Here is a 24,530-nt window from a genome sequence, read left to right on the forward strand (position 1 = left end):
GGTAGGAAGCAGAAATTTATCTGTTGCTCTCAACCCTATCTAGTTTTAAGCTACCAAATCGTTCGCGCCGCAGAGTATTTGTTGAAATTCAGATGTAGGGAAACCTCTACTCCAAACAAGTTAGAGCAAAATTTTTTTGAAGACAAATTTTTATTTCGATGTTTTTGTTACAATCATTGAAATTTTTACCTAAAAATACCACTATGGCTTTATACGCTGAATTACATAGACATCTAGGCGGCTCGGTCGTACCACGAGTTTTATGGCGATATTTCGAGCGACATTCTGCGGAGTTAATTTCCCGCTTTGCTGACTATTCAGAATTTGAAGATTTTTATACCCGCCCACGTAACACCCTAGACGAGTATCTAGAATTACACACTTTGGTAGAAAGCGTGCAAACTGTAGAGACTTTGCCTTACTTTATCTATCGCTTGGTGCGGGGTGCTTACATATTTGAAAATTTGGCTTATCTGGAACTGCGCTACACTCCTTATTTGCGGACACCTGAGCATCTGAGTCAATCTGCAAGAATTGACAAGATGGCAGAAATTGTGCGAGTAGTAGGACTTGCCAGCCAACAGCCAGAATATCCGATTGTTACTAGCCAAATTCTCTGTATGCATACGCGCCTACCTTATGAGGTGAACAAGGCGATTGTTGATTTGGCGGCGCAAAATAAACAGTATGTCTGTGCAGTAGATGTAGCCGGAGGTGATAGTTATTACGCCGATCGCTTAGAAGAATGGATTAGCTTATATGATTATGCGCGATCGCTGGGCGTTAATACCACGGGACATCTATATGAAACCACTGCTGGTTGTTACCCAGAACTGTTACCATATTTGATGCGGATCGGTCACGGCATTCAAATTCCCCTACTATATCCAGAGCTACTTAATGATGTCGCTAGACGCGGACAATGTTTAGAGGTTTGTCCGACAACTTACCTAAAAACTGGAACCTTGCAAGATATACGTCAACTCAAATTAGTTTTTGACCGTTGTCTTGATGCTGGGGTTGATATTGCTATCTGTACTGATAATGCCGGATTGCACAATGTGCGTCTACCGTTTGAGTATGAGAATCTCTTGACTTACAACATTATTAGTTTTGAACAACTACAAGCTTGTCAAGATGCGGCTTTCCGTCATGCTTTTGCTTGGCCTTACAGTCAACGTCCTGCATCACTGTTGAACGGTTTGCTAAAACCTGAACCAGCTAAAATTTTGTCCATGAGAGATAGTAATTAACGAATCGCCTAAAGATATTCATAAAGTAAGGTGATTTAATGTTAATTAATGTTGCAATTACTAATTTTTTCTGATGCCATAGAGAAAGTTGTAATACACAATAGATATCTTGCAAAAGTATTTTTGCACTCTTGGGGGAAAGGGACTCATGTTAAAAGGAAAGAATTTTTCTTATCCCTTTCCCCTTTCCCGACAAATGCCAAGAAGTCTAATAGATATCTTGCAATAATTAATGTTTTAGAAATTAAACCACAGATAATTTATCAGTGTTTATTTGTGGTTCTTTTTTTGCTAAGAAAGGATTCTTGCTAGAAGTCGTATAGTGTGCGCCAGAAGCTATAAACTATAATTTATGGCATTTACTATTCAAGCTCTACCAACAGAAGTTGTACATCTCATTACAGCTGGAGAGGTAATCGACTCTTTAGCCTCTGTGGTGCGGGAATTGGTAGAAAATTCCCTAGACGCAGGTGCAACGCGAATTGTGGTTTCTCTGTGGCCGCAGCAATGGCGAATTCGGGTGGCAGATAATGGCTGTGGAATGAACCTAGATGATTTGCAACAAGCAGCCACAGCCCACAGCACTAGTAAAATTCGCTCTAGTGCCGATTTGTGGAAAATTAACAGTTTGGGTTTTCGTGGTGAGGCGTTGCACAGTTTAACGACTCTGGCTGATTTAGAAATTTTGAGTCGTCCTCTGGGGGGAAATTTAGGATGGCGGATAATTTATGGCGATGGCGGGAAAGTTGTACAAGTTGAAGCAACTGCGATCGCACCTGGTACAGTAGTTACAGTTTCCCATCTTTTCGGTAATTGCTCATCTCGTCGTCAGGGATTACCCACAACAGCACAGCAAATGAAAGCTGTGCAAGCCACAATTCACCAAATCGCCCTCTGTCATCCCCACGTTACTTGGCAGATTTGGCAAAATGACCGTCAATGGTTCACCATCTGTCCGGCAGCGACAATTGGGCAATTGCTACCGCAGATTTTACCACAAGTGCGACAAGGTGATTTACAAGAAGTCAAACTCGAAATACCTAACCCTCCCAACTCTTGTACAGACGCGATGAATCGCGTCTCTACGGACACTTGTACAGACGCGATTCATCGCGTCTCTCCCCACTCAGCACTAAATTTAGTGGTAGGATTACCCGATCGCACTCATCGTCATCGTCCAGATTGGGTACGTGTAGCTATCAACAGACGCATGATTAAGACACCGGAATTAGAGCAAACGATATTATCAGCATTTCATAGAACATTACCACGCGATCGCTATCCAATTTGTTTCTTACATCTTGCCATTTCCCCCGATCAAATTAACTGGAATCGCAATCCAGCAAAAACAGAAATTTATCTCAACGAAATCATTTATTGGCAAGAGCAAATTACCCAAGCTATTAACCAAGCACTCAGCATTTCTTCTAACAATCTCAAAGAAGCTGTTCACACAACACGAGTTAGTAAATTACTCAAAGCCGCAGAAGCCAAAGGTAATTACAATTTCAATCCTCAAAATCCCAACGAAAATTCCAAAACTCCTAACTCCTCACTCCCAACTCCTAACTCTTTAAAAGCTGTCGCTCAAGTAAGCAACACTTATATTGTGGCGGAACATTCAAGTGGGATGTGGTTAGTAGAACAGCACATTGCCCATGAGCGAGTTTTATATGAGCAATTAAGCGATGATTGGCAACTTTTACCCGTCGAACCGCCAATCATTCTTTATCAATTATCGCCAGCGCAAGTATCGCAACTGCAACGCATTGGTTTAGATATAGAACCCTTTGGCGAGCAACTTTGGGCTGTCCGTAATATCCCCGCCCCTTTGCAGCAACGAGACGACTGTGCAGAAGCAATTTTAGAACTTAGTTGGGGAGGCGATTTACAAACAGCCCAAGTAGCTGTCGCCTGTCGCAGTGCTATTCGTAATGGTACACCCATGAATCAGCAAGAAATGCAGACACTTTTAGATAATTGGCAACGCACTCGCAACCCTCGCACCTGTCCTCATGGACGACCAATTTATTTATCTTTAGAAGAATCAGCATTAGCCCGATTTTTCCGGCGGAATTGGGTAATCGGTAAAAGTCATGGAATTTGATGTTTTTGGCAAGACATTACAATAGCTATAAAAAATGTCGTTTGCCAAATTATTTGTCTGCGTTGACAAATTAATGTCCGCGTGACAAATTAGTGTCCACTAGACAGTCTGGATAAGGCATATCAAAAATGAACTGCTATGGTCACAATACCAGTTTAACAACGCATGACTTATTAACTAAGGTAAGGATGTCGGCACAAATAAACTATACTTGTCAACGAAAGTGTGTCTCCAACCAGAGAGGGTCGTCAAGTGTTCTGTCTCTTTTGCAGCAGGAGTTCTATCGTGCGCGGTTGGTTCAGTCGTTGGCGAATGCAGCGATCGCTAAAATTATGCAACGCCAGCCATGAATGTAGAGATTACATAAATGCCAGAAAACTTTCAGTGAGTCTCTACGGCGATTCACAAAAGATACTTTTGCGTATTAGCGATAATGGCTATGGTTTTCACCACAACAACATACCATCTGGTCATTTATAGATTGCAATTATGAAAGAACGGGCTGATTCAATTGGTGCTACTTTGCATCTATAAAGCTCTCCAGCGCAAGGAACTGAAGTTATTCTAAGTTGCCATGAAAGTCAGGCAAAGAATTAGGAGAGACTGAATGCTATGTGAAATTACTCATTATGAAATGATATTAAGCCTTTATTAAAAAAAAGTAAAAAATTTTAAGTATAAACACGCTGAATGAAACAATAATTTATTAAAAATGATTATAAATCTCGCTAATTTATATATGAAAAATGTCAAATTAGTCAAACCAATTCGTGTCGTTACTGTTGACGATCGTGAAATTCTGCGGGGAGGTATTAAATTTCTTTTGCTAGTGTTGGATGATATTGAATTAGTGGGGGAAGCACATAATGGAGATGAAGCGGTACATTTGTGCGAACAGTTGCAGCCAGATGTAGTGCTAATGGATTTGATGATGATCGGGATGAATGGAGCAGAAACAACAAGAGCTATCCGCAAAAAATACCCGAAAATTCAAGTTTTAATTTTGACCAGTTTTTTTGAAAATAACTTAGTACAGCAAGCAATGCAAGCCGGAGCCATTGGCTACCTGCTCAAAGACATTTCAATTGATGAGTTGGCGGATGCCATCCGATCTGCGGCGATGGGTCGTTCGTTCTCTGTTGAACCGAGAAGTTGTTCAGGCGTTGCTGCAACTAGACAAACCCTCATCCTAATCTAGCTATGAATTGAGTAAGCGACAACAAGAGGTATTAGCACTGTTGGCTTTAGGATTGAGTAATAAAGCGATCGCTGAACGAATGAAACTGAGTCCTTCTACCATTAGACATCATGTTACTCAGGTACTAAATAAGTTAGGGATAAAGAACCGCACGGAGGCTGCTACTGCGGCAGTGCGAGTTGGATATGTATGAATGTCACTAAGAAAAAAATTCTTGGAGTTCTACAACTCCAGTCACCTTCCATAACCATACAGAACAATCAGGATCGCCATCATGTTTCATCGAGTTGCGGAAAAACAAATGCATTTTGTTAGATGGCTGCTCGTTATTGGCTGGATTTTACTCATTTTATCGTTATTTTACGACCCGATTTCGCCATATCTCACGCAGCCTACTACTGAATGGAGTATTTTCCGTCTCAATCCGAATCTCTTAGACCCGACGAAATGCCAAGAGGTTGTCACAGTCCAAGGAAAGTGTGTTGATGTGAAACCTTTTGCATTAGGAGCCAAAATCTTTTGGGGAATTGTAGTTCCTTGTGGAGTATCGATTATCTTTGTTTTAGGACATGAAACATGGCGGCGGATTTGTCCGTTATCTTTTCTATCACAAATTCCGAGAGCGTTAGGTAAGCAACGTCAACGCAAAATCACTAATCCTCGCACAGGAGCAGTGCGCTATGAACTAGCTAAAATAGCAAAAGATTCTTGGCTTGGTCGCAATCATTTATACTTCCAATTTGGGTTTCTTTGCATTGGTCTTTGCTTGAGAATTTTATTTATTAATGCCGATCGCCTGTTTTTAGGGTCTTTTATTATTCTAACAATTCTATCAGCAATATCAGTAAATTATCTATTTGCTGGTAAAACTTGGTGTCAATATTTTTGTCCTATGGCCCCCGTGCAGATGGTTTATAACGGGCCAAGGGGATTGTTAGGAAGTGAGGCTCACCAAGGTCAAAAACAAATTGTTACTCAGTCTATGTGTCGGACATCAGATAAAGATGGTAACGAAAAAAGCGCCTGTGTTAGCTGCCAATCTCCTTGTATGGACATTGATGCAGAACGGTCTTACTGGGAAATTTTTAACAAGCCAGGTCGGAGAATAGTTCAATACGGCTATGTAGGACTAGTTATCGGTTTTTATCTTTACTATTTTTTATATTCTGGCACTCTTGATTACTACTATTCTGGAATTTGGAGCCATGAAGAAAATCAGTTGGCAACTCTTTTAAATCCAGGATTTTATATTTTTGGTAAGCCGATTCCGATTCCGAAAATAGTTGCAGTTCCTCTTACTATTGGGGCTTTTGTCGCAGCCAGTTACTTCTTATTGTCAAGGGTAGAAAAAGAATACAAAGCTTATTGCCAACGGATTAATAAACCTCTCAGTAAACAACAGGTACAACACAGTACTTTTGCAATTTCTACCTTTGTAGTTTTTAATTGTTATTTCTTATTTGCTGGCCGTCCCATACTCAAACAACTACCAAATCTCATAGAGCTAGGATTTAACGCTTTAGTCATTCTCGTCAGTACATTGTGGCTGTACAGGACACTCAGCCGCAGTGCGGAAACTTATTCGCGGGAAAGTCTTGCAGAAAGTCTGCGTCGTCAGTTGGCTAAATTAACAGTTGATTTCTCTAAATTCTTAGAGGGTCGGTCAATGGCAGACCTGAAACCCGATGAGGTGTATGTTCTTGCAAAAGTACTGCCCAGTTTTAGTAAAGAATCTAGCTTTCAGGTTTACAAAGGATTGCTGCGCGAAGAATTAGAACAAGGAAATGTAGAGCCAGCAAATAGCTTAGACGAACTCAAGCAAATTCGTTTGGAATTAGGACTTAAGGATGAAGAACACTTCAATATATTGACAGAATTGGGAGTAGAAAACCCATCTTTATTAGATCCAACTAAACGCAGAAGTCGGGAAAATCAGTTAAGAATCGAAAGCTATCGGCAAGCTTTAGAACTACAATTGTTAGATTTGATCGAGATGGGAGTTCCCTTGCGTCAAGCACTCCAGCGCAGAGACAAGCAAATTCAAGCCCTGAAACAAGAGTATGGCATTACAGCAGAGGAAGAAGCACAAATTTTATCCCAAATGGTTGATGAAAACAGTGCTATTCTCCGCAAAGCAGAGATACTACTTACACAGTTAAAGGAGCTAACTGTCCGCTACAAAGTTTTAAGTAATTTTCCAAGTCATCAAGCACCCGTGTTTGTCTTGCTGCGATTAGTTGCTATTGAAAATAAGCAACTAATTATCACCAAGCAATTATTGAGTATTCTCGAAGTTTTGCAAGATGCGCCGGAAGCTGTGAAAATAGCTAGTGCCATTGGCATACTTGCAGAAAATGTATTGCCAAATATTCTGAATGAAGCTAATAATACTTTGCGGTGGCAAGAAAGAATTGCTGAGGAGGCGATCGCACTTCTGCAACCCGATGATTTAGAATTAGCAGCAACCTTTGATACTCCAGCACAGATAGTTGATGACGAAGCACCGACGCAAATATTTGTTGCTGGACAACCAATACCAAAGGTGATGTCAGCCAATCATCAGCCCTTTGTGATTGAGGTTCTTAAAGAACTTTTGCAAGAACTAGAGCCACTCATCCAAGCAGCTGCACTTTACGCCCTAGAGCAACTCGATCCACAGCAAGGGCGCGAACAAGCACGCCAGTTACTCAACTCTACAAAACCCGGAGATTGGCTAGTGCAGGAGACAGCAGAAAATATTTTGGGTCTGGATGAAGGACAGGCTGCTGCTTTGTTGCAAACTCTCACGGCTGAAGTGAAGGTGGAGGGAAAAATACAACAGCTTGTCTTTCAGCAATCAGCCGTGCAAGTGGGACGTAGTTTAGCGAATGATATCATCTTGCCCGATGCCAGAGTATCTCAGCACCACGCGATATTTCATCTTGGCGAGCAAGAAGTGAGATTAACGGCGCTCAAAAGTGCCTATGGCTTACGTATTAATGATAAACGCATACAAAATGATACAGTGCGTCTCCAGCCAGGAGATGTGATTCGGTTTAGCCCAGCAGAGGAACCAGCCATAACTGTGAGTTGGAAAAAGCAATCGCCAGTAGACTCAGCAGTAGCAAAAGAAACTTTCAGCACCCTGGATAAGCTGTTATTGATGTTTGAAACCAGTCTTTTGCGAACGGTGAAACCGGAAGCGACGCTCGAACTGGCTCGCAAGGCTGAGATTCGAGTTTACCGTCAAAGAGAAATTATCTGTAAGGCTGGAGAACCATCTGATGAACTGCTGTTGTTGATCGATGGTGAAGTTGATGTAACGGTTCTGCAAGGAGATATTGAGGTTGTCGTCAATACAATTCGGTCAGGCGAAACTATTGGTGAAATGGGAGTCTTGACTAGGCAAGCGCGATCGGCAAATGTAGTTGCCAAGGCTGAAATCAATCGAGTTTTGGTCATAGAGGCGAAGGATTTTGAGACACTGTTACGCAATGATTCGGAAGTGTCGAGGAGTTTGTTGCTGAACATGATTGGTCGTCTGCAAAGGTTAACTGCACAAGTTAGAGAAAGTCAGAAGTGAAAAGGGCATTGGGCATGGGTAAGAAGGGTAAAGGGGAATGGGTAAGGGGGAAAGGGTTTATTTCTTCATCCTTTACCCTTTAACCTTTTCCCCTCTCTTGTTGCTTCCTCTGCCCCTCTGCTCCTCTGCCCCTCTGCTTGCCTAAATGTATCAACTTTAAAGTGAAACGTTATTACCTCCTGCTTCCCAATGCCCCATACCTAATGATTGAAACTTAGGAAAGTTAGTATGCTCAAAATCAAACTGTTAAACTCAAAAATACCCACAGAGAGACAAGAGTTAGACATATCGCCAGAAGTTATGATTAATGGCGAATGTTTTATGGGTCGCTCCCGCAATTGTAGTATAGTCCTGCCCAGTGTTGAAGTTAGCCGAGTTCACAGTAGTATCCGCTATGAAGAGGGCGAATATTACTTCTCCGATCTGGCTAGCCTGACTGGCTCCCGCATTAATGACCAAGCGGCGGGTCTAAACCAAAAATATCTCCTGAAAAAGGATGACATTATTCGGATTGGCGAATTTATCCTCACTGTTGAAGCAACCGGCTCGGCAACAGACAATGCAGAGGTCGCACCAGTTCGGGAAGTCCAAAGCCAAACACCAACTCTTCCACAGGCGACATACACCATCCCTATTCCCCAAGTGAGTCAGCAACCAAGTCAGCCGACTCCTTCGCCTAGTGAGTATATGCCGATCGCACTTGTGCCGCCAGAACAAATCAGTCGGTGGACAAAAGGTGATTTAATGGTTCGTTGTCTGGCAATAATTGACGAAACTAATGATGTGAAGACGTTTCGCTTTGCTGCTGACCCACCAATATTATTTACCTACCAACCCGGTCAGTTTATGACGCTGAACCTGGAAATCAACGGTAAACCAGTCAAACGCTCTTACTCAATCTCTTCAACTCCTTCACGACCCCACACTTTAGAAATTACAGTCAAGCGTGTTCCTGCACCACCAGATGTTTTGGATGTACCGCCTGGTTTAGTTTCCAATTGGTTGCACGACAATCTCAGAGTCGGTAGTGAAATCAAAGTCAGCGGCCCTTTGGGAAAATTCACTTGTTTTGCCAATCCCAGTCAAAAACTATTGTTTATTTCTGCTGGGAGTGGTATCACACCGATGATGTCTATGTCACGATGGATGATGGACACTGCTGCTGATTGCGATATTGTCTTTTTTCATTGCGCCCGCAGTCCTCGTGATATTATTTATCGCCAAGAACTAGAGTTAATATCTAGCCGCCAGCCTAAGTTTCGTTTAGCGATCGCCATTACCAGACCCGAAGCAGGTCAAGCATGGTATGGTTTTATCGGCAGACTCGACGAACAAATGCTGTATGCGATCGCTCCTGATTTTTGGCAGCGCACAATATATGTCTGCGGGCCGAATGCTTTTATGCAAGGGGTAAAAACTATGCTAGAGCAAATCGGATTCCCCATGCAAAACTACTATGAAGAAAGTTTTGGCGGGGCGAAAAAGTCAAAACCCCAGCCATCGGTTCCGCCTCAAGTAGTCACTGAGCAAGTTACTAAAGTGACAACAGTAGTACCAAAACCAGTAATTTCTACCCCAGTTACTCCTCTAGTTAAAACAACAGGCTCTTTTACTCTACTGTTTTCCAAGTCTGGCAAAGAAATTACTTGCACTGGAGAAGAGCCGATTCTAGAGTTAGCCGAACAAGAAGGAGTGGCGATCGACAGTAGTTGTCGCAGTGGGGTTTGTGGTAGTTGTAAAACGCGGAAGCTTCAAGGAGAAGTCAAGTATATAGGAGAACCTGATGCTCTCGATGAAAGCGAACAGGAGGAAGGCTATATTCTCGCTTGTATTGCTCACCCTAGAGACCGAGTTGTAATCGATGCTTAGGAGCAAATAAAATAATTGCCTTGTTTTTGGGCAATTATTTTATACGCCGTTATAAATTTATCTGTTCTACAAAATTAGACTCAACTCAAATATTCCAGCTTGAAGTAAGCAGCATCTAATCTTACTTTTACAAGGTGTTTCAGATGTTCGATTCCTAATAGAGATGAATTCACAAAACCAACAAAACTGGCAATCACAGCCAATAACCACAGAAAATATACCATCCATCAGTAGTAATTTTACTGAAAGTGTTGCTAAGGTAAATAAATTTGTTCTAGTAGAGTTTGAGCGTGAAATTATCGAAAAGCAATTGTACTACCATACAAAAGATCATTTGATGGCTGTACAGCAACGCGCTCAATTAATTTTTCAAGTCATTCGTCCTTATTTGTCAGCTGATGTAGAGACAATTAAGAGGATGGAATTGTTACTGGATCTTTGTGCGATCGCTCATGATTTAGTGCAAATCTTTATACCCCATCAACCGCACACATCCAGACGACGAGAAGCAGGTGTCAGTGAAAATGCAACTATAGAAATTCTATTGAATTATATACAAGTTTTAAATCAACAAATATCTGCATCTTATCCAAAAAGTACGGCTCTTTTCACAGATACAGATTTGGAAATCATTCAAGAAGCGATCGCCGCTACCATTTGTGATTATGATGCAACAGAGCAAGCCATTTATCAACCCTCTCTTTATAATCAGAACCAACCTATTTCACCAGTAGCTCACATCATTGCTCTAGCGGATATTGGTTCTTTGGGAATCGAAGGAATAGCATCTTATAACCAGGAGGGTAGTCTAATCTTTTTAGAAGAAAATCCAGACATTATTCCTATCATTAAAAATCAGAACGTGCGAACTCTGGCTACAGATAATCCAGAACTGTACGAAAATATTAGACAACGTTTACTCAGACGTGCAAGATTTCAAGTTAATTTTGCTAAATCTCGCCTAAATCGGCTCTCTCGTGAGTTGGCTTCTTTACCAGCAGATGCAATCCCCATATTAACTCAAGCAGTTTTTCAGTATCTAAATCTAGAAACCATACAAGAAATTGAAGTAACTACCCCCACAAATGAACAAACATCTTTAGAAGTGTTAATCAAATTTTTTGAATTTGAACGATTTATCAGTGTAAGGATTCAGGAGTCAGAATTCAGGAGTCAGAATAAATGAGACAGCCAGCCAAAACATTTCAAGATTTGATAGTTTGGCAAAAAGCACACCAGTTTGTTTTATTAGTTTATCAATTTACTGGTCAGTTCCCTAAATCAGAAATATATGGGCTTGTTTCCCAATTTAGACGAGCAGCAATCTCTATTGCAGCAAATATAGCAGAAGGATTTAAGAAAAAGGGAGCAGCAGATAAAGTACGGTTTCTGAACATTGCACAAGGTTCTTTAGAAGAATGTCGCTACTATCTAATTCTTTCAAAAGACCTTGACTATGGTGACACTTCAGGATTAATGCTTCAAATTGAGGAAGTTAGTAGGCTACTAACAAGCTATGCTAATTCCATTCTGAATTCTGACTCCTGACTCCTGAATTCTTACTAAAAGGACATTGCCATGTTAATGTTGCTTTTCTACATTATTAATATTAATATACTTATTAATAATTTGTCCTATAATTGCCATTGTTTTTGGTTTGTATTTTAGTAAGCCCATAGTTCAAAAGCTGAGTGAATTAGTAAAAAGTTCTCAGCATATAGCTAATAGTAATTCCACCGCACAGATAAAATCATCAGATAGACAAGATGAAATCGATAAACTACAAACCGCTTTTTCTATACAGGACTTACGCAACTATTAAAAAAGCAAGTCGCTCAAAAAAGTTTCGTCTGCGAACTGTTCTGATTGTTCCATTTATTATTCCCATTATTGCGTCAACTGGCTTGGTGGGGTGGTTCTCTTTCCGCAATGGACAGCAGGCGATCGATGACCTGGCAATTCAGTTGAATGGTGAAATTAGTGCCCGCATTAAGCAACACGTTTTGGACTATTTGAATAAATCTTATAATGTTTTGAAACTTACCGATGCAGGTATCCAAAGTGGCAATTTAAAGCTTGATGACTTTGAAGGATTGCAACGCTATTTCTGGCAGGTAGTGCGACAGGGTGACTTAGAGAGCTATCTGTCTTTTGGGAACGAGCAGGACGAGTTTGTTGGTGTGGAACATCGAGAGGATGGCACAATTCAACTCAAAATTCGCACCAAAGCTACTGAGCCGATGCGCGAAATTTACTTGCTGGACGATCGCGGCAATCGACAAAAGCGGTTGAAATCGGCGAAGTACGATACCACCTACCGCCCCTGGTATAGAGCCGCCGTGCAAGCTCGTAAACCTACGTGGAGTCCAATTTATCCATTCTTTTCCCGTGAGAATACGTCTTTGGGGATTTCTCCTGTCCGTCCTGTCTACGACTCGAACGGCAAGCTGCTGGGGGTTTTGAGCATTAACATCACCTTGATGCGAATCACAAACTTCCTGAAACAGCTTTACATTAGTCCCCACGGACAGAGCTTTATCATGGAGCCGTCGGGACATTTGGTCGTCAGTTCAACCATTCCGGAGCCATTCCAGGTTAAAGGTGGCAAAGGAGACGATCGCAAGATTGAGCGAATGCCAGCCGCTGATAGTCAAAATGCCACAATGACTGCTACTGCCCGATATTTACGCCAGCATTTCGGACTGTTTGAGGCCATTAAGAGCAGTCAAAACCTAAAGTTTCAAATTAACGGTGTGTGGCACTACGTTCAGGTGATGCCAATTCAGGATGGTCGGGGTATCAACTGGCTAGCGGTGGTGGTTGTTCCCGAAAATGATTTCATGGCACGGATCAATGCCAATACTCGCACCACTATTCTGCTGTGCGTACTGACATTTGCGGCGGCAACTGCGATCGGTGTTCTTACGTCTCGTTGGATCGGTCACCAAATTTTCAAACTTAACACGGCGTCTCAAGAGATTGCCAGTGGAAATCTCGAGCAACACGTTGAAGTCAACGGCATCATCGAGATTGAGAAGCTGGCTGATTCGTTTAACCGCATGGCGTTTCAACTCCAGGAATCCTTCGAGAGATTGGAAACTCAGAAGAATTCCTTTGCCCGGTTCTTTCCCCCCGAATATCTCAAGTTTCTCAACAAGCACGGGGTAACAGACATCGAACTGGGCGATCACGTCAGCAAAGAGATGGCGGTCATGTTCTCGGATATTCGCTCCTTTACAACCCTATCCGAGAAGATGACTCCTAAAGAAAATTTCGATTTTGTCAATGCTTACCTGCGACGGGTTTCTCCAGAAATTCGCGCCCATGATGGCTTTGTTGTCAAGTTCTTGGGTGATGGCATGATGGCAGTCTTTCCTAATGGTGTGGATGATGCCGTTGCCGCAGGGGTTGATAAATTCAAACGGGTACAGAAATACAACCAAAAACGAGAATCTCAAGGCTACTTGCCAATTGATGTGGGCATGGGTATCCACGTTGGACACATGATGGTGGGCATGGTAGGGGAACACAACCGGATTCAAGGGGATGCGTTCTCTGATAATGTGAATCTGACTGCTCGTTTGGAAGGATTGACAAAGTTCTATGGTGTTTCATTACTAATTTCTGAAGAGGTCTTGGAGCGATTGAGCAACCCAGAGCAGTACAAAATTCGCTTTTTGGATCGAGCGATCGTTAAGGGTAGAACTGAACCGATCGCGGTTTACGAAGTGCTCGATGCCGAAACAGAAGCAATCCGAGAACTAAAACTTGACACCTTGCAAACCTTTGAGCGGGGACTTCAACACTACTGTCGGGGCAACTTTACTGATGCCAAAGCCTGTTTTGAACAGGTACTTGCAGTGAACTCTCTCGATAAGACTGCCAAACTCTATCTAGAACGAGTCCAAGAATTGCTGCTAGAAGGTACTCCAGCCAATTGGAATGGCGTATGGGCATTTACACAGAAGTAAAATTCGTTCAATTTATAGCAGTCGCCTTGGCGACTCTTGACTCTCGCCAAATACTGAAACGCTGACCAGTCAATCTTTTCCCTTGTGCCTTGTGCATTCTGCCTTTTCCTATAGCTCCTTCCATGACAACTTCAACTTATCTACCCACTACATTTGCAGATGCGATCGCCTGAGTCCAACAATTTGCCTTGCAGGTATTTGCTCGCCAAATTGGTAAAAAACAGCTTTACTACCACAACCGGGAACACATACAGCAAGTTCAGCAACATGAGTAAAGCTGCTGAAGATCAGTTAGATACTTGGATGACAAACCACGCTTGGAATTGGAATACAACTCAGAGAACTATTGCTAATTTAGCGATTAAAGAACAGGTGATAGGTGATAAAGAAAAGGAAAGGGAACAGGGAGCAGCAGGTATGAAAGCCAAGTTGTATTCTTTGAAACACAACTTTCAATTAGTATTTCAACAGACGATAATGATAAGGTCAAGTCAGCCTTGCACAGAGCTAGTAGTGTTGTACGAGAGTTGAAACATTACGATCAAACGGCAAAAGAATATGCTGTTCAACAATTGCTAAAGCTTAAGAATGAGACATGGCTTGATGAAGGTGCGACATTAACATCTGAGGAGTTTAAAAACCGAATGACGCTTGAAGGATTGGTGTTTTTTCCAGATGGTGAAGCAGAGTTCTACTATAACGATGGAAACCTATTTTTTGAACACTGTATCATTATTAAAATGGATAAACATGATTGCTTTGTAGATGCATTTATCCATGGTTAGTTGAAGAGGCAAGTTTTTAGTAACTAACACCTTCAGATTTTACGCGATAAAAAACCCCACTAACTTATAGAAAGTGGAGCAATCAAGTTACAAATTTAGGAGTTACTCATCGTTAAAATCGCTATTTACCCTAGACTAGCGATAATTATTCTAAAGCTTTCTTCAGTTCGTCTTTAATATTTTCTACGGTGTGATCGATTTGGGCTTCAGCTTGCTTTGCTTGTCCTTCAGTTTTATCTTGTGGATTACCTGTGACTTCACCCACAATCTCTTGAATTTTTCCTTCAATATTTTTTGCAGTCGCTTCTATTCTCTTTTCGACACTCATGGTTTTTATCTCCAGCTTGTAGTTGATTTAGAGAACTCCAAAGATAACAAGACTTACGCAACTGGCATATTATTTTCAGTTCGTAGTGTTCGCGCACTTGTACTGAGCAAAGCCGAAGTAGCGTCTCGAACGCGAGTGCGTCTCTGAAAGAGAAGAGAGGATTTTAGTCTTCTCTGCGAGACGCTCCGCGAACAAAATAAGGCCTAAAACCCTTACTAACTACAAACTACAAATCCGATTTTTTTGTGACACTTGCGAAGTCCTAGATAAATTACTACTACTTGCAAAGTGGGACGAAAAGCCCGCCCATTTCACGGGACGGGCAAGACGCTCACCCTACAAGTAATAAAATATTGCTTATCTTATTACTTGTAAGTCCCTAAAGCTATTACATAATCTAACAGCTATGTATTTTTTTTTACTTCCATCAACCGAGAGAATATTTTGGTAAATAATATTATCTTAAGATAGATGCCGATCGGTACTGTAGCAGATCGTACAAAACATGAAAATCTGATAAATAAAATTTATATATATTAAAAAAATAACTTTTTTGCAGATAAATGAATTATAAATTAAAACAAAATTTAAATAAAAGGAAAATAAAGGAGTGCCAACGAAAAGTCAAAAAAATGTTTGGAAGAATGAGATTAATGACATCATTCGAGGTGCTTGTGGAGGTTTTTTGTTTGGCATACCCTTGCTGTACACAATGGAGGTTTGGTGGATTGGCTCGCTGGCAAAAGCACAATTTATCATGACGGCGATCGCATTAATGTTTATTGTGGTTTACTTGCTCAATCAGATAGAAGGCTTTCGCAAACGCAGATATAGCTGGCTAGCTGCTCAAACCGCAATTGATACCGTCGAAGCGATCGCGATCGGCATAGCTTGTTCTACCTTTGTGCTATTACTATTGCGAGAATTGACACCAGAAACCTCCCTAAAGGAATCTTTAGGTAAAATCATCTTTGAAAGTGTGCCCTTCGCTCTTGGTGTAGCATTAGCGAATCAGTTGTTGGGAGAGACTGAAAACAGTAATGGAAAAGGACAAGGAAGCGATCGCGAAAATAATACAACCAAGAACAAAAGTGATGAGTTACACGCCACTTTTGTGGATGTGGGTGGAACCCTGATTGGTGCAACCATAATTGCATTTAACATCGCTCCCACAGATGAAATTCCTATGCTTGCAGCCGCAACCTCTCCACCTTGGGAATTGGCAATGATCGCCGCATCTTTGTTGATTTCTTATGGCATTGTATTTCAGGCAGGTTTTTCTAACCAGCAAAAACGTAAAGAGCAAAAGGGAATTTTTCAACGACCATCGAGCGAAACTATTATGTCCTACTTAGTATCATTGCTAGCAGGCGCTTTTATGCTGTGGTTCTTTCAAAAATTAACTTTTAGCGACCCCTGGACAATGTGGTTAGATCACACATTGATACTGGGTTTACCCGCAACCATTGGTGGTGCAGCCGGAAGGTTAGCAATATGAGTAAAACAGAACAACCAAAGCGCTCAATAGCTGAGTGGATAACATTCAGCATCGCCTCATTCATCTTAGCAATCATTGTGAGTCTAGTAGGCTACACTTGGCTGAACGAAAAAAATCAACCTCCTATCCTTTCTGTCACTAAAAAACAAACAATTCGAGAAATTAATAGCCAGTTTTATGTTCCTTTTGAAGTTGTGAATAATGGAGGAGATACAGCTGAGTCAGTTCAGATTATAGCTGAGTTAATGATTGACGGCAAAGTTACAGAAACAGGAGAGCAACAGATTGACTTTTTATCTAGTGGGGAACGTGAAGAAGGCGCATTTATATTTAGCCATAACCCGCGCCAAGGTCAGTTAAATCTACGTGTTGGTAGCTATAAATTGCCATAAGGTACTGACATATAATTTTAAGAAATAGGTAATCGTATTTTTTTTATCTCACCAGAGATATAAAATCGGATGAACTATCTTTAAGTATATTTCATCAGAAATTTATAATTGCGATCGTTGTAATATGGGACTATTACGACGATCGAATACATTTGATCTACAAAACTCTAAAGGTATATTTTCTATCTATCGTTGCTGGTACTCCCCTAACGATAACTTTTTGCTAGGTAGTAGTAGTGACGAGTATATTTTTACTCGTGGAGGCAATAATAATATCTCTACTAATCTGGAAATAACCTGATTGATGCTGGAGAAGACAATAACAAGTTGGTTAGTAATGGCGGTAATGAAACATTTAAGCTCAGTCAGAGCGATCGCAGCAGTTGCTTTCACTCTCTCGATGTGAGTAAGGCATTGTCTGATCGTCAATATTTAATTGTTGCATTTTGATGATATTATCTTAAAAAAATTAAGGAGAAAACCTTGTGGGAGTTACGAGCGAGCGATTATTTAAATTATCTGTAAAATATTTCTCAGCGATCGCAGCTATAATAACGGTTCTTCCATTACCAGTTAAAGCCGCTACATTTTTAGTAACTGAGCGCGCTGGTTTAGGAGGTAATGATGAAGTTAATTGGGAAAGTTTAGGTAAAGTATTTAATCCCTCTGCCCCTAATTTTTCTGCTTTTTTACCTAACTCTTTTTCAGCGACATCGCAACGTGGTTTAGGCTTGAATATAAATATAACTCCAACTAATAAGCCTCAAATTACTCCACCATTTGTTTTTCAAACTTTACCTCCACCTGGCATTCGGAGTAACTTCGGTCTAGGTGATTTTATTCTCTTCGGAGGTATAGATCCAACAGGTTTTATCCCTCTTCCTCCTGGTACTCCCGATCCTGGAACTCAGGGGAACGGCGGCCCTTTTTCGATTAGTTTTGCCCAGCCGGTTTTTGGCGCTGGAACTCAGATAGCTGTAGACACTAGTAAATTGAAAATTGAAAATTCGATCGCCGCTTTTGATAAAGCTAATAACCTATTGGGTACTTTCTCAGTTCCAAATTTTTCGTCCTTAGCATTAGATAATTCGGCAGTATTCTTGGGGATTCGTAGTGACACTCCAAACATCTCACGGCTTGTTTTTAGCAGTTCCGCTCCACAATATGGTTTGGCTATTAATCAGTTAAGCATTCTTGCAGTTCCCGAACCAACTTATACCTTAGCGATATTAGCTTTTGGTATTTCAGGTGGTGTTTTGAAACGGCGTAAAAGTTATTGACATTCGCGCTGTATTGAAATAATTTTCATTTAATAAGTTAGAGATTTCGGACATCCTCTAACTTATGTAATTACGTAACCTAAATTCCAGATAATTATTGTCTTTAATCAAATTCAACTCAATGTTATACAAAGAATTAGAAAACATCATAGACGCTAAGATACAAAAAGCCATACGGAAGCACGAAATTATAGTTGCTTTAATTAGTAGTATTATTGGCTTGATTTTTATTATGGGTTTGTTCCATGCTATTTTGCTCAACCACACTGAAATTCAAACACTTTGCTTGTACTGATGACTGTTTGTAATTAATAGATTTTTACAATCAAGCATTCCCAAATGTCCTTAAAACTAATTTAATTCACACATCTTTTTTATAAAATGGAATTGCCCAAATGGAGAGTAAAAATAATCGCAGGGCTATATTCGTCTTATTTTTGACTGTATTTATAGACTTGCTCGGCTTCGGAATTATTCTGCCGATACTGCCTTTGTATGCCGAACAATTTGGTGCAAAACCTAATGAAGCGACTTTACTTGTAGCTATTTATTCTTTAATGCAGTTCTTATTTGCACCATTATGGGGCAGATTTAGCGATCGCTACGGTCGCCGTCCGATTTTATTACTGACTTTATTCGGTTCGGTAATTGCATACGCAGGCTTAGGTTTTGCCAACTCCTTATGGATTTTGTTTATTGCTCGTAGTCTTGCCGGGATTATGTCAGGGAATATTGCCACTGCTCAAGCGTACATAGCAGATATTACCACGCCAACTAATCGAGCGCGTGGCATGGGTGTAATCGGCGCAGCCTTTGGTCTTGGGTTTATTCTCGGCCCAGCGATTGGAGGTCTTTTAATCGGGTCAGATCCGAACAACGCTAACTTTCATCTACCGTCGTTGTTTGCAGCCGGATTATCTTTATTGGCATTTCTTTGTGCTTTGATATTACTTCCAGAATCTCTAAATTCTGAGACTAAAGCCAAAATCCAACTTCATCGCCACCGTCAGCAATCCCTAAACTTGTTACAGTTGTCACAGCGATCGCAGTTTGGTGTACTTGTTGGCATTTACTTTTTAGTCACCTTTGCTGTTGCAGCTATGGACTCTACATTAGCTTTATGGTCTAAGCAGCAATTAAATTGGGGCCCTCAACAAGCTAGTTATCTTTTTGCCTTCATGGGGATTGTCAGCACAATCATTCAAGGAGGACTAATCGGATTTCTCAAGAAACAATTGAGTGAAATCAAGTTACTTATCTTGGGAATATTAGGATTAGGTTTAGGATTACTGTTAATTGGATTCTCGCAAAGCTTAATTTTGTTATTAGTCGCCGCCACACTTGTGGCATGGGGAATTAGCGTCAGCCAACCAATATTGAACAGCTTGATTTCCCAGATAACAGCCCCAGAAGAACAAGGACAAATATTAGGAATTGCCAGTTCTTGCTCTGCATTGGCACGCATCGCTGGGCCAACATGGGCAGGGGTGAGTTTTATAAAATTTGGAACTTCTGCTCCTTTTTTGAGTGGATTTTTAGTAATGCTAGTAGCTTTGACTCTTAGTTTGCGAGTCACTAAAAACGCCTCTGAGTCAAAAACAGAACGTGTAGCCTAAAAATCTAGGTCTTAATTACGAATTACGTTAGCGCAGCGTTAGCGACGCAGGAGCGTCATTAAGAATTACGAATTATTATGACAGGTCGCCGAGTATTATTTTTAGGCATCTTTGTAAGCATCCTCCTCACCTACGCAATTTGGATCGGTGGGAGCATTCCTGCAAGCATTATCAAACTTCCTGACCAAGGATTAAACTGGTACTACTGGAAACTTCCCCAACCAACCTTTTGGAGTCGAGCAACGGCTTGGGGTATGTACATTGGGCATCAGTTTAGCATCTGGGCGTGTATCTTGTGGGCGCAGCGATCGCAGTTGAAATACAAATCAGCGTTGCATCCGATAAATTACCTCATGCTTGCTATTAATAGTGTATTCATCGCTTTACACTTTCTCCAGACATATATTTGGTACGATGCTCTAGCTCAAGATACTTCAATTTGGGCTTCTCAAGGTGCAGTTGTACTCTTACTAGTCTTCGTACTGATTTTGGAAACGCCTCGACGCGGTTTGTTTTTTGGCAATTCTGTTCCATTCCATCAGCAGTTTTTGCAAATTATCAAGCTGTATCACGGCTATTTTTTCTCCTTTGCCGCTATCTACACCTTCTGGTATCACCCAATGGAAGCGACTTTGGGGCACTTAATTGGTTTTCTCTATATGTTCTTGCTACTGCTGCAATCGTCATTGATATTCAACCGCACCCATGTAAACCGTTGGTGGACATTTACTTTGGAGGCTTCAGTGCTTTTACATAGTGTAGTTGTGTCATTAATACTAGGACAAAGCAAGTGGCCCACATTTCTCTTTGGTTTTTTTGGCATTCTGGTACTTACTCAGCTTCACGGTTTACCTGTGGGTATCTGGGCTAAACGTACTATCTACGGAGCCTTTTTAGTGAGTGTCCTGGCCGTTTATGCACTGACTGAACGCGGCTTGGGCAGAATTTACGAAGTAACCTACATTCCTCTGATTGAGTTTGGATTAGTTGGTGCAATTTACTTAATCTTCCTGCTCATCTTAAGGGCAATTTCTTATTTACCTGTCAAGACATAACCCCCAACTCGTGGCGCGAAAAAGCAAAATCCAAAGTCTCTCTCCTAAAAGGAGAGAGAAATAGAAGTGAGGTTTTCCAGATGCCGTGAAAAGTCAGGACTACCGAGAATGTGCGATCGCATTACCGCTTACCTGGATATCACAACCCAAAGATGACCTCTAGCTACGCCCCTATCGACAGATTGAGGGTTAACGAGACACAAAATCGGCGATCGCACATGGCTGCAAAGGAGCAGGGCGCGGTTCGCTGCATCGCCTGGTTAGAAGCTTTGGGGCGGCAGTATGAAGATTAACCGAGTGGTTTGCGTTTACGACTGAATGAATTCAAGGAGATCGGCATTGATTTGGTCTGCATTTGTCGTCGGCATACCGTGCGGGAAACCCTTGTAGGTTTTCAATACCGCGCCCTTGACCAACTTAGCGCTCAGTGGTGCGGAGTCGGCATAGGGAACTATCTGGTCATCATCGCCGTGCATTACCAAAGTCGGCACAGAGAACTTCTTAAGATCCTCGGTAAAGTCTGTCTGGGAGAAAGCCACGATGCCATCATACTGCGCCTTGATACCGCCCATCATGCCCTGACGCCACCAATTCTCAATCACGCCTTGCGACGCTTTCGCGCCCGGCCGGTTGTAACCGTAAAAGGGCCCACTCGGCACATCCCAATAAAATTGCGCCCGATTGGTGGCAACCTGCGTCTGAAAGTCGTCAAATACCTCTTTAGGTAGACCGTCGGGATTCGCTGGGGTCTTCACCATCAGTGGTGGTACAGCGCTAATAAGAACGGCCTTCGCGACGCGACTTTCGCCGTGGCGAGCAATGTAGCGTGTTACCTCACCGCCGCCAGTCGAGTGTCCAACGTGGATGGCGTTCTTTAAGTCGAGATGCGCGGTAAGCGCAGCGAGGTCATCGGCGTAATGATCCATATCGTGTCCGTCGCTGCCTTGGCTCGAGCGTCCATGCCCTCGCCGGTCATGGGCGATGACACGATAGCCGTGATTTAAGAAGAACATCATTTGGTTGTCCCAGTCGTCGGCCGATAGAGGCCAACCATGCGAGAAAACGATGGGCTGACCGTTGCCCCAATCCTTGTAGTAAATCTCTATGCCGTCTTTGACTGCGATCGTGTTCATGTGTTTTTCTCCAGTAGGCTGAATTTTTGGAAATGTCTATTAAAAAACTAACAATTTTACTCACCACTACTAAGAGTTTTTTGCTGTTGATAACGCAGTTTAAACTGCTGTTGCTGAATTTTATGATCCACAATTGGGTCAGGGTAGCCAACAGCATGACGTTCTAAAGGTGGAATTTTCCCAGTAACTAAATATTCTGTATCTACAGACCGTAATTCTGATACCCATTGCCGAATATATTCTCCCTCTGGATCGAATTTTTGTGTTTGACTGGCTGGGTTGAAAATTCGCACAGGTTTAGGGTCCATACCGCTAGAAGCACTCCATTGCCAACCGCCATTATTAGCAGATAAATCACCATCAATCAGGTGTTGCATAAAGTATTTTTCTCCCAATTGGGGATTAATTAGCAAGTCTTTAGTAAGGAAACTAGCAACAATCATCCGACAACGGTTATGCATCCAGCCACTTTCGTTTAACTGACGCATTGCTGCATCTACAATAGGATAGCCTGTTCTCCCCTCACACCAAGCTTGGAAGTGTTCTTCGTTAGTTTGCCAAGGAAAGTTTTTAAAGGCGTCGCGGAAAGCACCATCAGCTAATTCTGGGAAGTTATACATTGCGTGTTGATAAAACTCCCGCCAAGCTAATTCCTGTTGCCATGTGCGGATATTAACTGCTGTTTCCTCACTGCGGCTATTTTCCAGTGCTTCTATCGTGGCTTGCCAAACGGTGCGAATGCCAATTACGCCAAATTTTAAAGCTGTACTCAGTTGTGATGTTCCGTCCACTGCGGGGAAATTGCGCTGTTCTTGATATTCAGTAATGGCTTTATTAGTAAATTCTTCTAATCGTTCTTGTGCCGCCGCTTCTCCTGGTGAAATAATCAAGTCACCATCCCAGATGAATCCTAAATCTTTTGCTGAAGGTAGTGCGTTCGTCGAAGACGTTGGCGAAGCCATCGTTCCTGCAACTTTGGCACTTTCTTGTTCAGCTTCCGTTAATCCCTCAACATTTTGCAGTGTTTCTACTGGTTGAGCTTTCGGTTTGGCAATCCAATTTTTCCAGAAGGGCGTGTAAACCGTGTAAGGATTGTTACTACCCGTGCGTAACTCCTCTGGGGAGTTGAGGATTTGATCCCAGTTTTGGTTTAGAAACTCAATACCTTTTTCTTTGAGGGCATCTATAATGGTGCGATCGCGTTTTTGTGAATAAGGTTCTACATCCCAATTCCAAAAAACAGCTTTGGCATTTATTGCTTCGGCTAAAGTTGGTATTGCTTGTACAGGATCGGCGTGGAGGATTAACAACTGGCTACCAACTTGAGCATATCGCTCTTGGAGTTTCTGCAAACAACCAATCATATAAGTTACTCTCACAGGAGCAACATCATCCCGTTCCAGAAGATTCGGATCGAGGCAAAACACGCCCACCACCTTCGGACTTTGCCGTTTTGCCGCAGCCAGTCCCGTATTGTCAGAAATGCGTAAATCGCGTCGATGCCAAAACAGAATTAAGTCAGACATTCCATGCTGGATATAGTTCACCCGTACTAGCTTAGATGCTAGTGGTACCAATAAGCATCATTCTGGCGATAAATTTATTCTTTTAATGGGTATTTAAGCAATACATTTTGGATAAACTCAATATCTCTCTTTTGGTTTGGGGAAAGGTTAAAGGGCAAAGGGGGAAAGGTAAATTCAAACCCTTTCTCTTTCCCCCTTAACCGAAATTTAAAAGTTTAATATAGCGGTTTGCGATTGCGTGGTGTAAAGGGGCACAGTTGCGATCTTTACGAATTCAAATGAAAATTGCGATCGCAGGATATCAACAGGAAACCAAACTCCGGTTTGTCAGTCGGGAATAGTGGCTTTTTAGATCAAAATTGAGTATACTCTTCTTAACAGTTAATTAGTCTTTTTGTCATGGCTAACCTACTACTTGACGACGGTACGATTGAGAGCGATTTAGACGAAATAGCTCGCGAACTTGCGCCTCTTGGCATTCAACTCAAACACTACGACCCAGGAACATCGCTACTCTTCCCTAATCTGCTAGACCAGGACGTTTTAACTGAGACCGAGAAACGTTATTACGTAGAACTCCATAACAGCGTCTTTGAATTTCTTCAGCAAGAAAACGGCGCTCTCTGGTGTGACTTACTAAATGTGCATCCAGGTTCGTTCAATCTTCACCATTTGATTGCCACCTACGGTCGTTACCATACTCATCCTGCGCCTGAACCCCTCTATGTGTTGGCAGGAGAAATGATTTATGGCTTCGTGCGACCTGATGGCAGCCAGGTACAGCTTTTAGTTCAGGCACAAGACTATCTCTATATCCCCGCCGACGTTGAGCATTGGTGCAGCCCAACTGCATTGTTGAATTTCAAAGGGATACGCTATTTTGCAATCGCAGAAGGTTGGGTTCCCAATTATACAGGAACTCAAGTGAGTGATTCGAGCCAAAAGCCGCGTTAAAGC

The 24,530-nt window shown here is 41.8% G+C and carries 22 protein-coding genes; 19 read left to right on the forward strand and 3 right to left on the reverse strand.

All coding sequences use genetic code 11. The annotated features are described in order from the left end of the window. Positions 1-203: 203 nt before the first annotated feature. From RM368_RS06290 to RM368_RS06345, 12 genes are all read left to right on the forward strand, one after another. A complete protein-coding gene (locus RM368_RS06290) occupies positions 204-1,253 on the forward strand; it encodes an adenosine deaminase (RefSeq protein ID WP_322693277.1) in 1,050 nt (349 codons plus the stop codon). 352 nt (positions 1,254-1,605) lie between these two features. Beyond that, a complete protein-coding gene (gene mutL, locus RM368_RS06295) occupies positions 1,606-3,360 on the forward strand; it encodes a DNA mismatch repair endonuclease MutL (RefSeq protein WP_322693278.1) in 1,755 nt (584 codons plus the stop codon). Between the two features lie 285 nt (positions 3,361-3,645). Next, on the forward strand, positions 3,646-3,840 hold the full coding sequence (locus tag RM368_RS06300; protein ID WP_322693279.1) for a hypothetical protein: 195 nt from the start codon (positions 3,646-3,648) through the stop codon (positions 3,838-3,840). Between the two features lie 259 nt (positions 3,841-4,099). Beyond that, entirely contained in the window at positions 4,100-4,558 is a 459-nt protein-coding gene (locus RM368_RS06305) for a response regulator transcription factor (RefSeq protein ID WP_322693280.1), read from the forward strand. Positions 4,559-4,565: 7 nt separating this feature from the next. Continuing rightward, entirely contained in the window at positions 4,566-4,751 is a 186-nt protein-coding gene (locus RM368_RS06310) for a response regulator transcription factor (protein WP_322693281.1), read from the forward strand. A gap of 108 nt (positions 4,752-4,859) precedes the next feature. After that, positions 4,860-8,120, forward strand: a complete 3,261-nt coding sequence (locus RM368_RS06315) for a cyclic nucleotide-binding domain-containing protein (RefSeq protein WP_322693282.1) — start codon at positions 4,860-4,862, stop codon at positions 8,118-8,120. A gap of 228 nt (positions 8,121-8,348) precedes the next feature. Next, positions 8,349-9,989, forward strand: a complete 1,641-nt coding sequence (locus RM368_RS06320) for an FAD-binding oxidoreductase (RefSeq protein WP_322693283.1) — start codon at positions 8,349-8,351, stop codon at positions 9,987-9,989. 163 nt (positions 9,990-10,152) lie between these two features. Beyond that, positions 10,153-11,175: a hypothetical protein gene (locus RM368_RS06325; protein WP_322693284.1), complete on the forward strand. Its 1,023-nt coding sequence runs from the start codon at positions 10,153-10,155 to the stop codon at positions 11,173-11,175. After that, the gene (locus RM368_RS06330) at positions 11,172-11,537 is read left to right on the forward strand and encodes a four helix bundle protein (RefSeq protein ID WP_322693285.1); all 366 of its coding nucleotides are present in this window, start codon (positions 11,172-11,174) and stop codon (positions 11,535-11,537) included. Before RM368_RS06325 ends, RM368_RS06330 begins: the two co-directional genes overlap by 4 nt. 218 nt (positions 11,538-11,755) lie before the next feature. Continuing rightward, positions 11,756-13,960, forward strand: coding sequence for an adenylate/guanylate cyclase domain-containing protein (locus RM368_RS06335; RefSeq protein ID WP_322693286.1), 2,205 nt, complete (start codon positions 11,756-11,758; stop codon positions 13,958-13,960). A gap of 267 nt (positions 13,961-14,227) precedes the next feature. Beyond that, complete coding sequence (locus RM368_RS06340) at positions 14,228-14,491, forward strand: hypothetical protein (RefSeq protein WP_322693287.1); 264 nt, start codon at positions 14,228-14,230, stop codon at positions 14,489-14,491. Then, on the forward strand, positions 14,422-14,745 hold the full coding sequence (locus RM368_RS06345) for a DUF2262 domain-containing protein (RefSeq protein ID WP_322693381.1): 324 nt from the start codon (positions 14,422-14,424) through the stop codon (positions 14,743-14,745). Before RM368_RS06340 ends, RM368_RS06345 begins: the two co-directional genes overlap by 70 nt. Positions 14,746-14,890: 145 nt before the next feature. On the opposite strand, the gene RM368_RS06350 is transcribed toward RM368_RS06345, so the two are convergent. Beyond that, positions 14,891-15,073, reverse strand: coding sequence for a CsbD family protein (locus tag RM368_RS06350; RefSeq protein ID WP_322693288.1), 183 nt, complete (start codon positions 15,071-15,073; stop codon positions 14,891-14,893). 610 nt (positions 15,074-15,683) lie between these two features. On the opposite strand from RM368_RS06350, the gene RM368_RS06355 reads away from it, so the two are divergent. The 6 genes from RM368_RS06355 to RM368_RS06380 all read left to right on the forward strand — a co-directional run bounded on the left by RM368_RS06355 (position 15,684) and on the right by RM368_RS06380 (position 21,207). Continuing rightward, positions 15,684-16,571, forward strand: coding sequence for a TIGR02587 family membrane protein (locus tag RM368_RS06355; RefSeq protein WP_322693289.1), 888 nt, complete (start codon positions 15,684-15,686; stop codon positions 16,569-16,571). Continuing rightward, complete coding sequence (locus tag RM368_RS06360; protein WP_322693290.1) at positions 16,568-16,963, forward strand: TIGR02588 family protein; 396 nt, start codon at positions 16,568-16,570, stop codon at positions 16,961-16,963. The genes RM368_RS06355 and RM368_RS06360 overlap by 4 nt, the downstream gene beginning before the upstream one ends. A 485-nt stretch (positions 16,964-17,448) precedes the next feature. Next, positions 17,449-18,243 carry a hypothetical protein gene (locus RM368_RS06365; protein ID WP_322693291.1) on the forward strand — a complete coding sequence of 265 codons (795 nt, stop codon included), beginning with the start codon at positions 17,449-17,451 and terminating at the stop codon, positions 18,241-18,243. Between the two features lie 395 nt (positions 18,244-18,638). After that, a complete protein-coding gene (locus tag RM368_RS06370; RefSeq protein WP_322693292.1) occupies positions 18,639-19,859 on the forward strand; it encodes an MFS transporter in 1,221 nt (406 codons plus the stop codon). 77 nt (positions 19,860-19,936) lie between these two features. Then, positions 19,937-20,914 carry a hypothetical protein gene (locus RM368_RS06375; protein WP_322693293.1) on the forward strand — a complete coding sequence of 326 codons (978 nt, stop codon included), beginning with the start codon at positions 19,937-19,939 and terminating at the stop codon, positions 20,912-20,914. 110 nt (positions 20,915-21,024) lie between these two features. Continuing rightward, positions 21,025-21,207: a hypothetical protein gene (locus RM368_RS06380; RefSeq protein ID WP_322693294.1), complete on the forward strand. Its 183-nt coding sequence runs from the start codon at positions 21,025-21,027 to the stop codon at positions 21,205-21,207. Positions 21,208-21,222: 15 nt separating this feature from the next. Here the strand turns inward: RM368_RS06380 and RM368_RS06385 are convergent, their stop codons facing one another. Together RM368_RS06385 and RM368_RS06390 are read right to left on the reverse strand one after the other, a co-directional pair. Beyond that, positions 21,223-22,047 carry an alpha/beta hydrolase gene (locus tag RM368_RS06385; RefSeq protein ID WP_322693295.1) on the reverse strand — a complete coding sequence of 275 codons (825 nt, stop codon included), beginning with the start codon at positions 22,045-22,047 and terminating at the stop codon, positions 21,223-21,225. A 56-nt stretch (positions 22,048-22,103) separates the two neighbouring features. Next, a complete protein-coding gene (locus RM368_RS06390; RefSeq protein ID WP_322693296.1) occupies positions 22,104-23,573 on the reverse strand; it encodes an FAD-binding domain-containing protein in 1,470 nt (489 codons plus the stop codon). Positions 23,574-23,972: 399 nt separating this feature from the next. Between RM368_RS06390 and RM368_RS06395 the strand changes: the two genes are divergently transcribed. Next, positions 23,973-24,527 carry an acireductone dioxygenase gene (locus RM368_RS06395; protein ID WP_322693297.1) on the forward strand — a complete coding sequence of 185 codons (555 nt, stop codon included), beginning with the start codon at positions 23,973-23,975 and terminating at the stop codon, positions 24,525-24,527. Positions 24,528-24,530: the final 3 nt, after the last annotated feature.

Origin of the sequence: Nostoc sp. DedSLP03 (assembly GCF_034530815.1) — a bacterium.
GTDB lineage: Bacteria > Cyanobacteriota > Cyanobacteriia > Cyanobacteriales > Nostocaceae > Nostoc.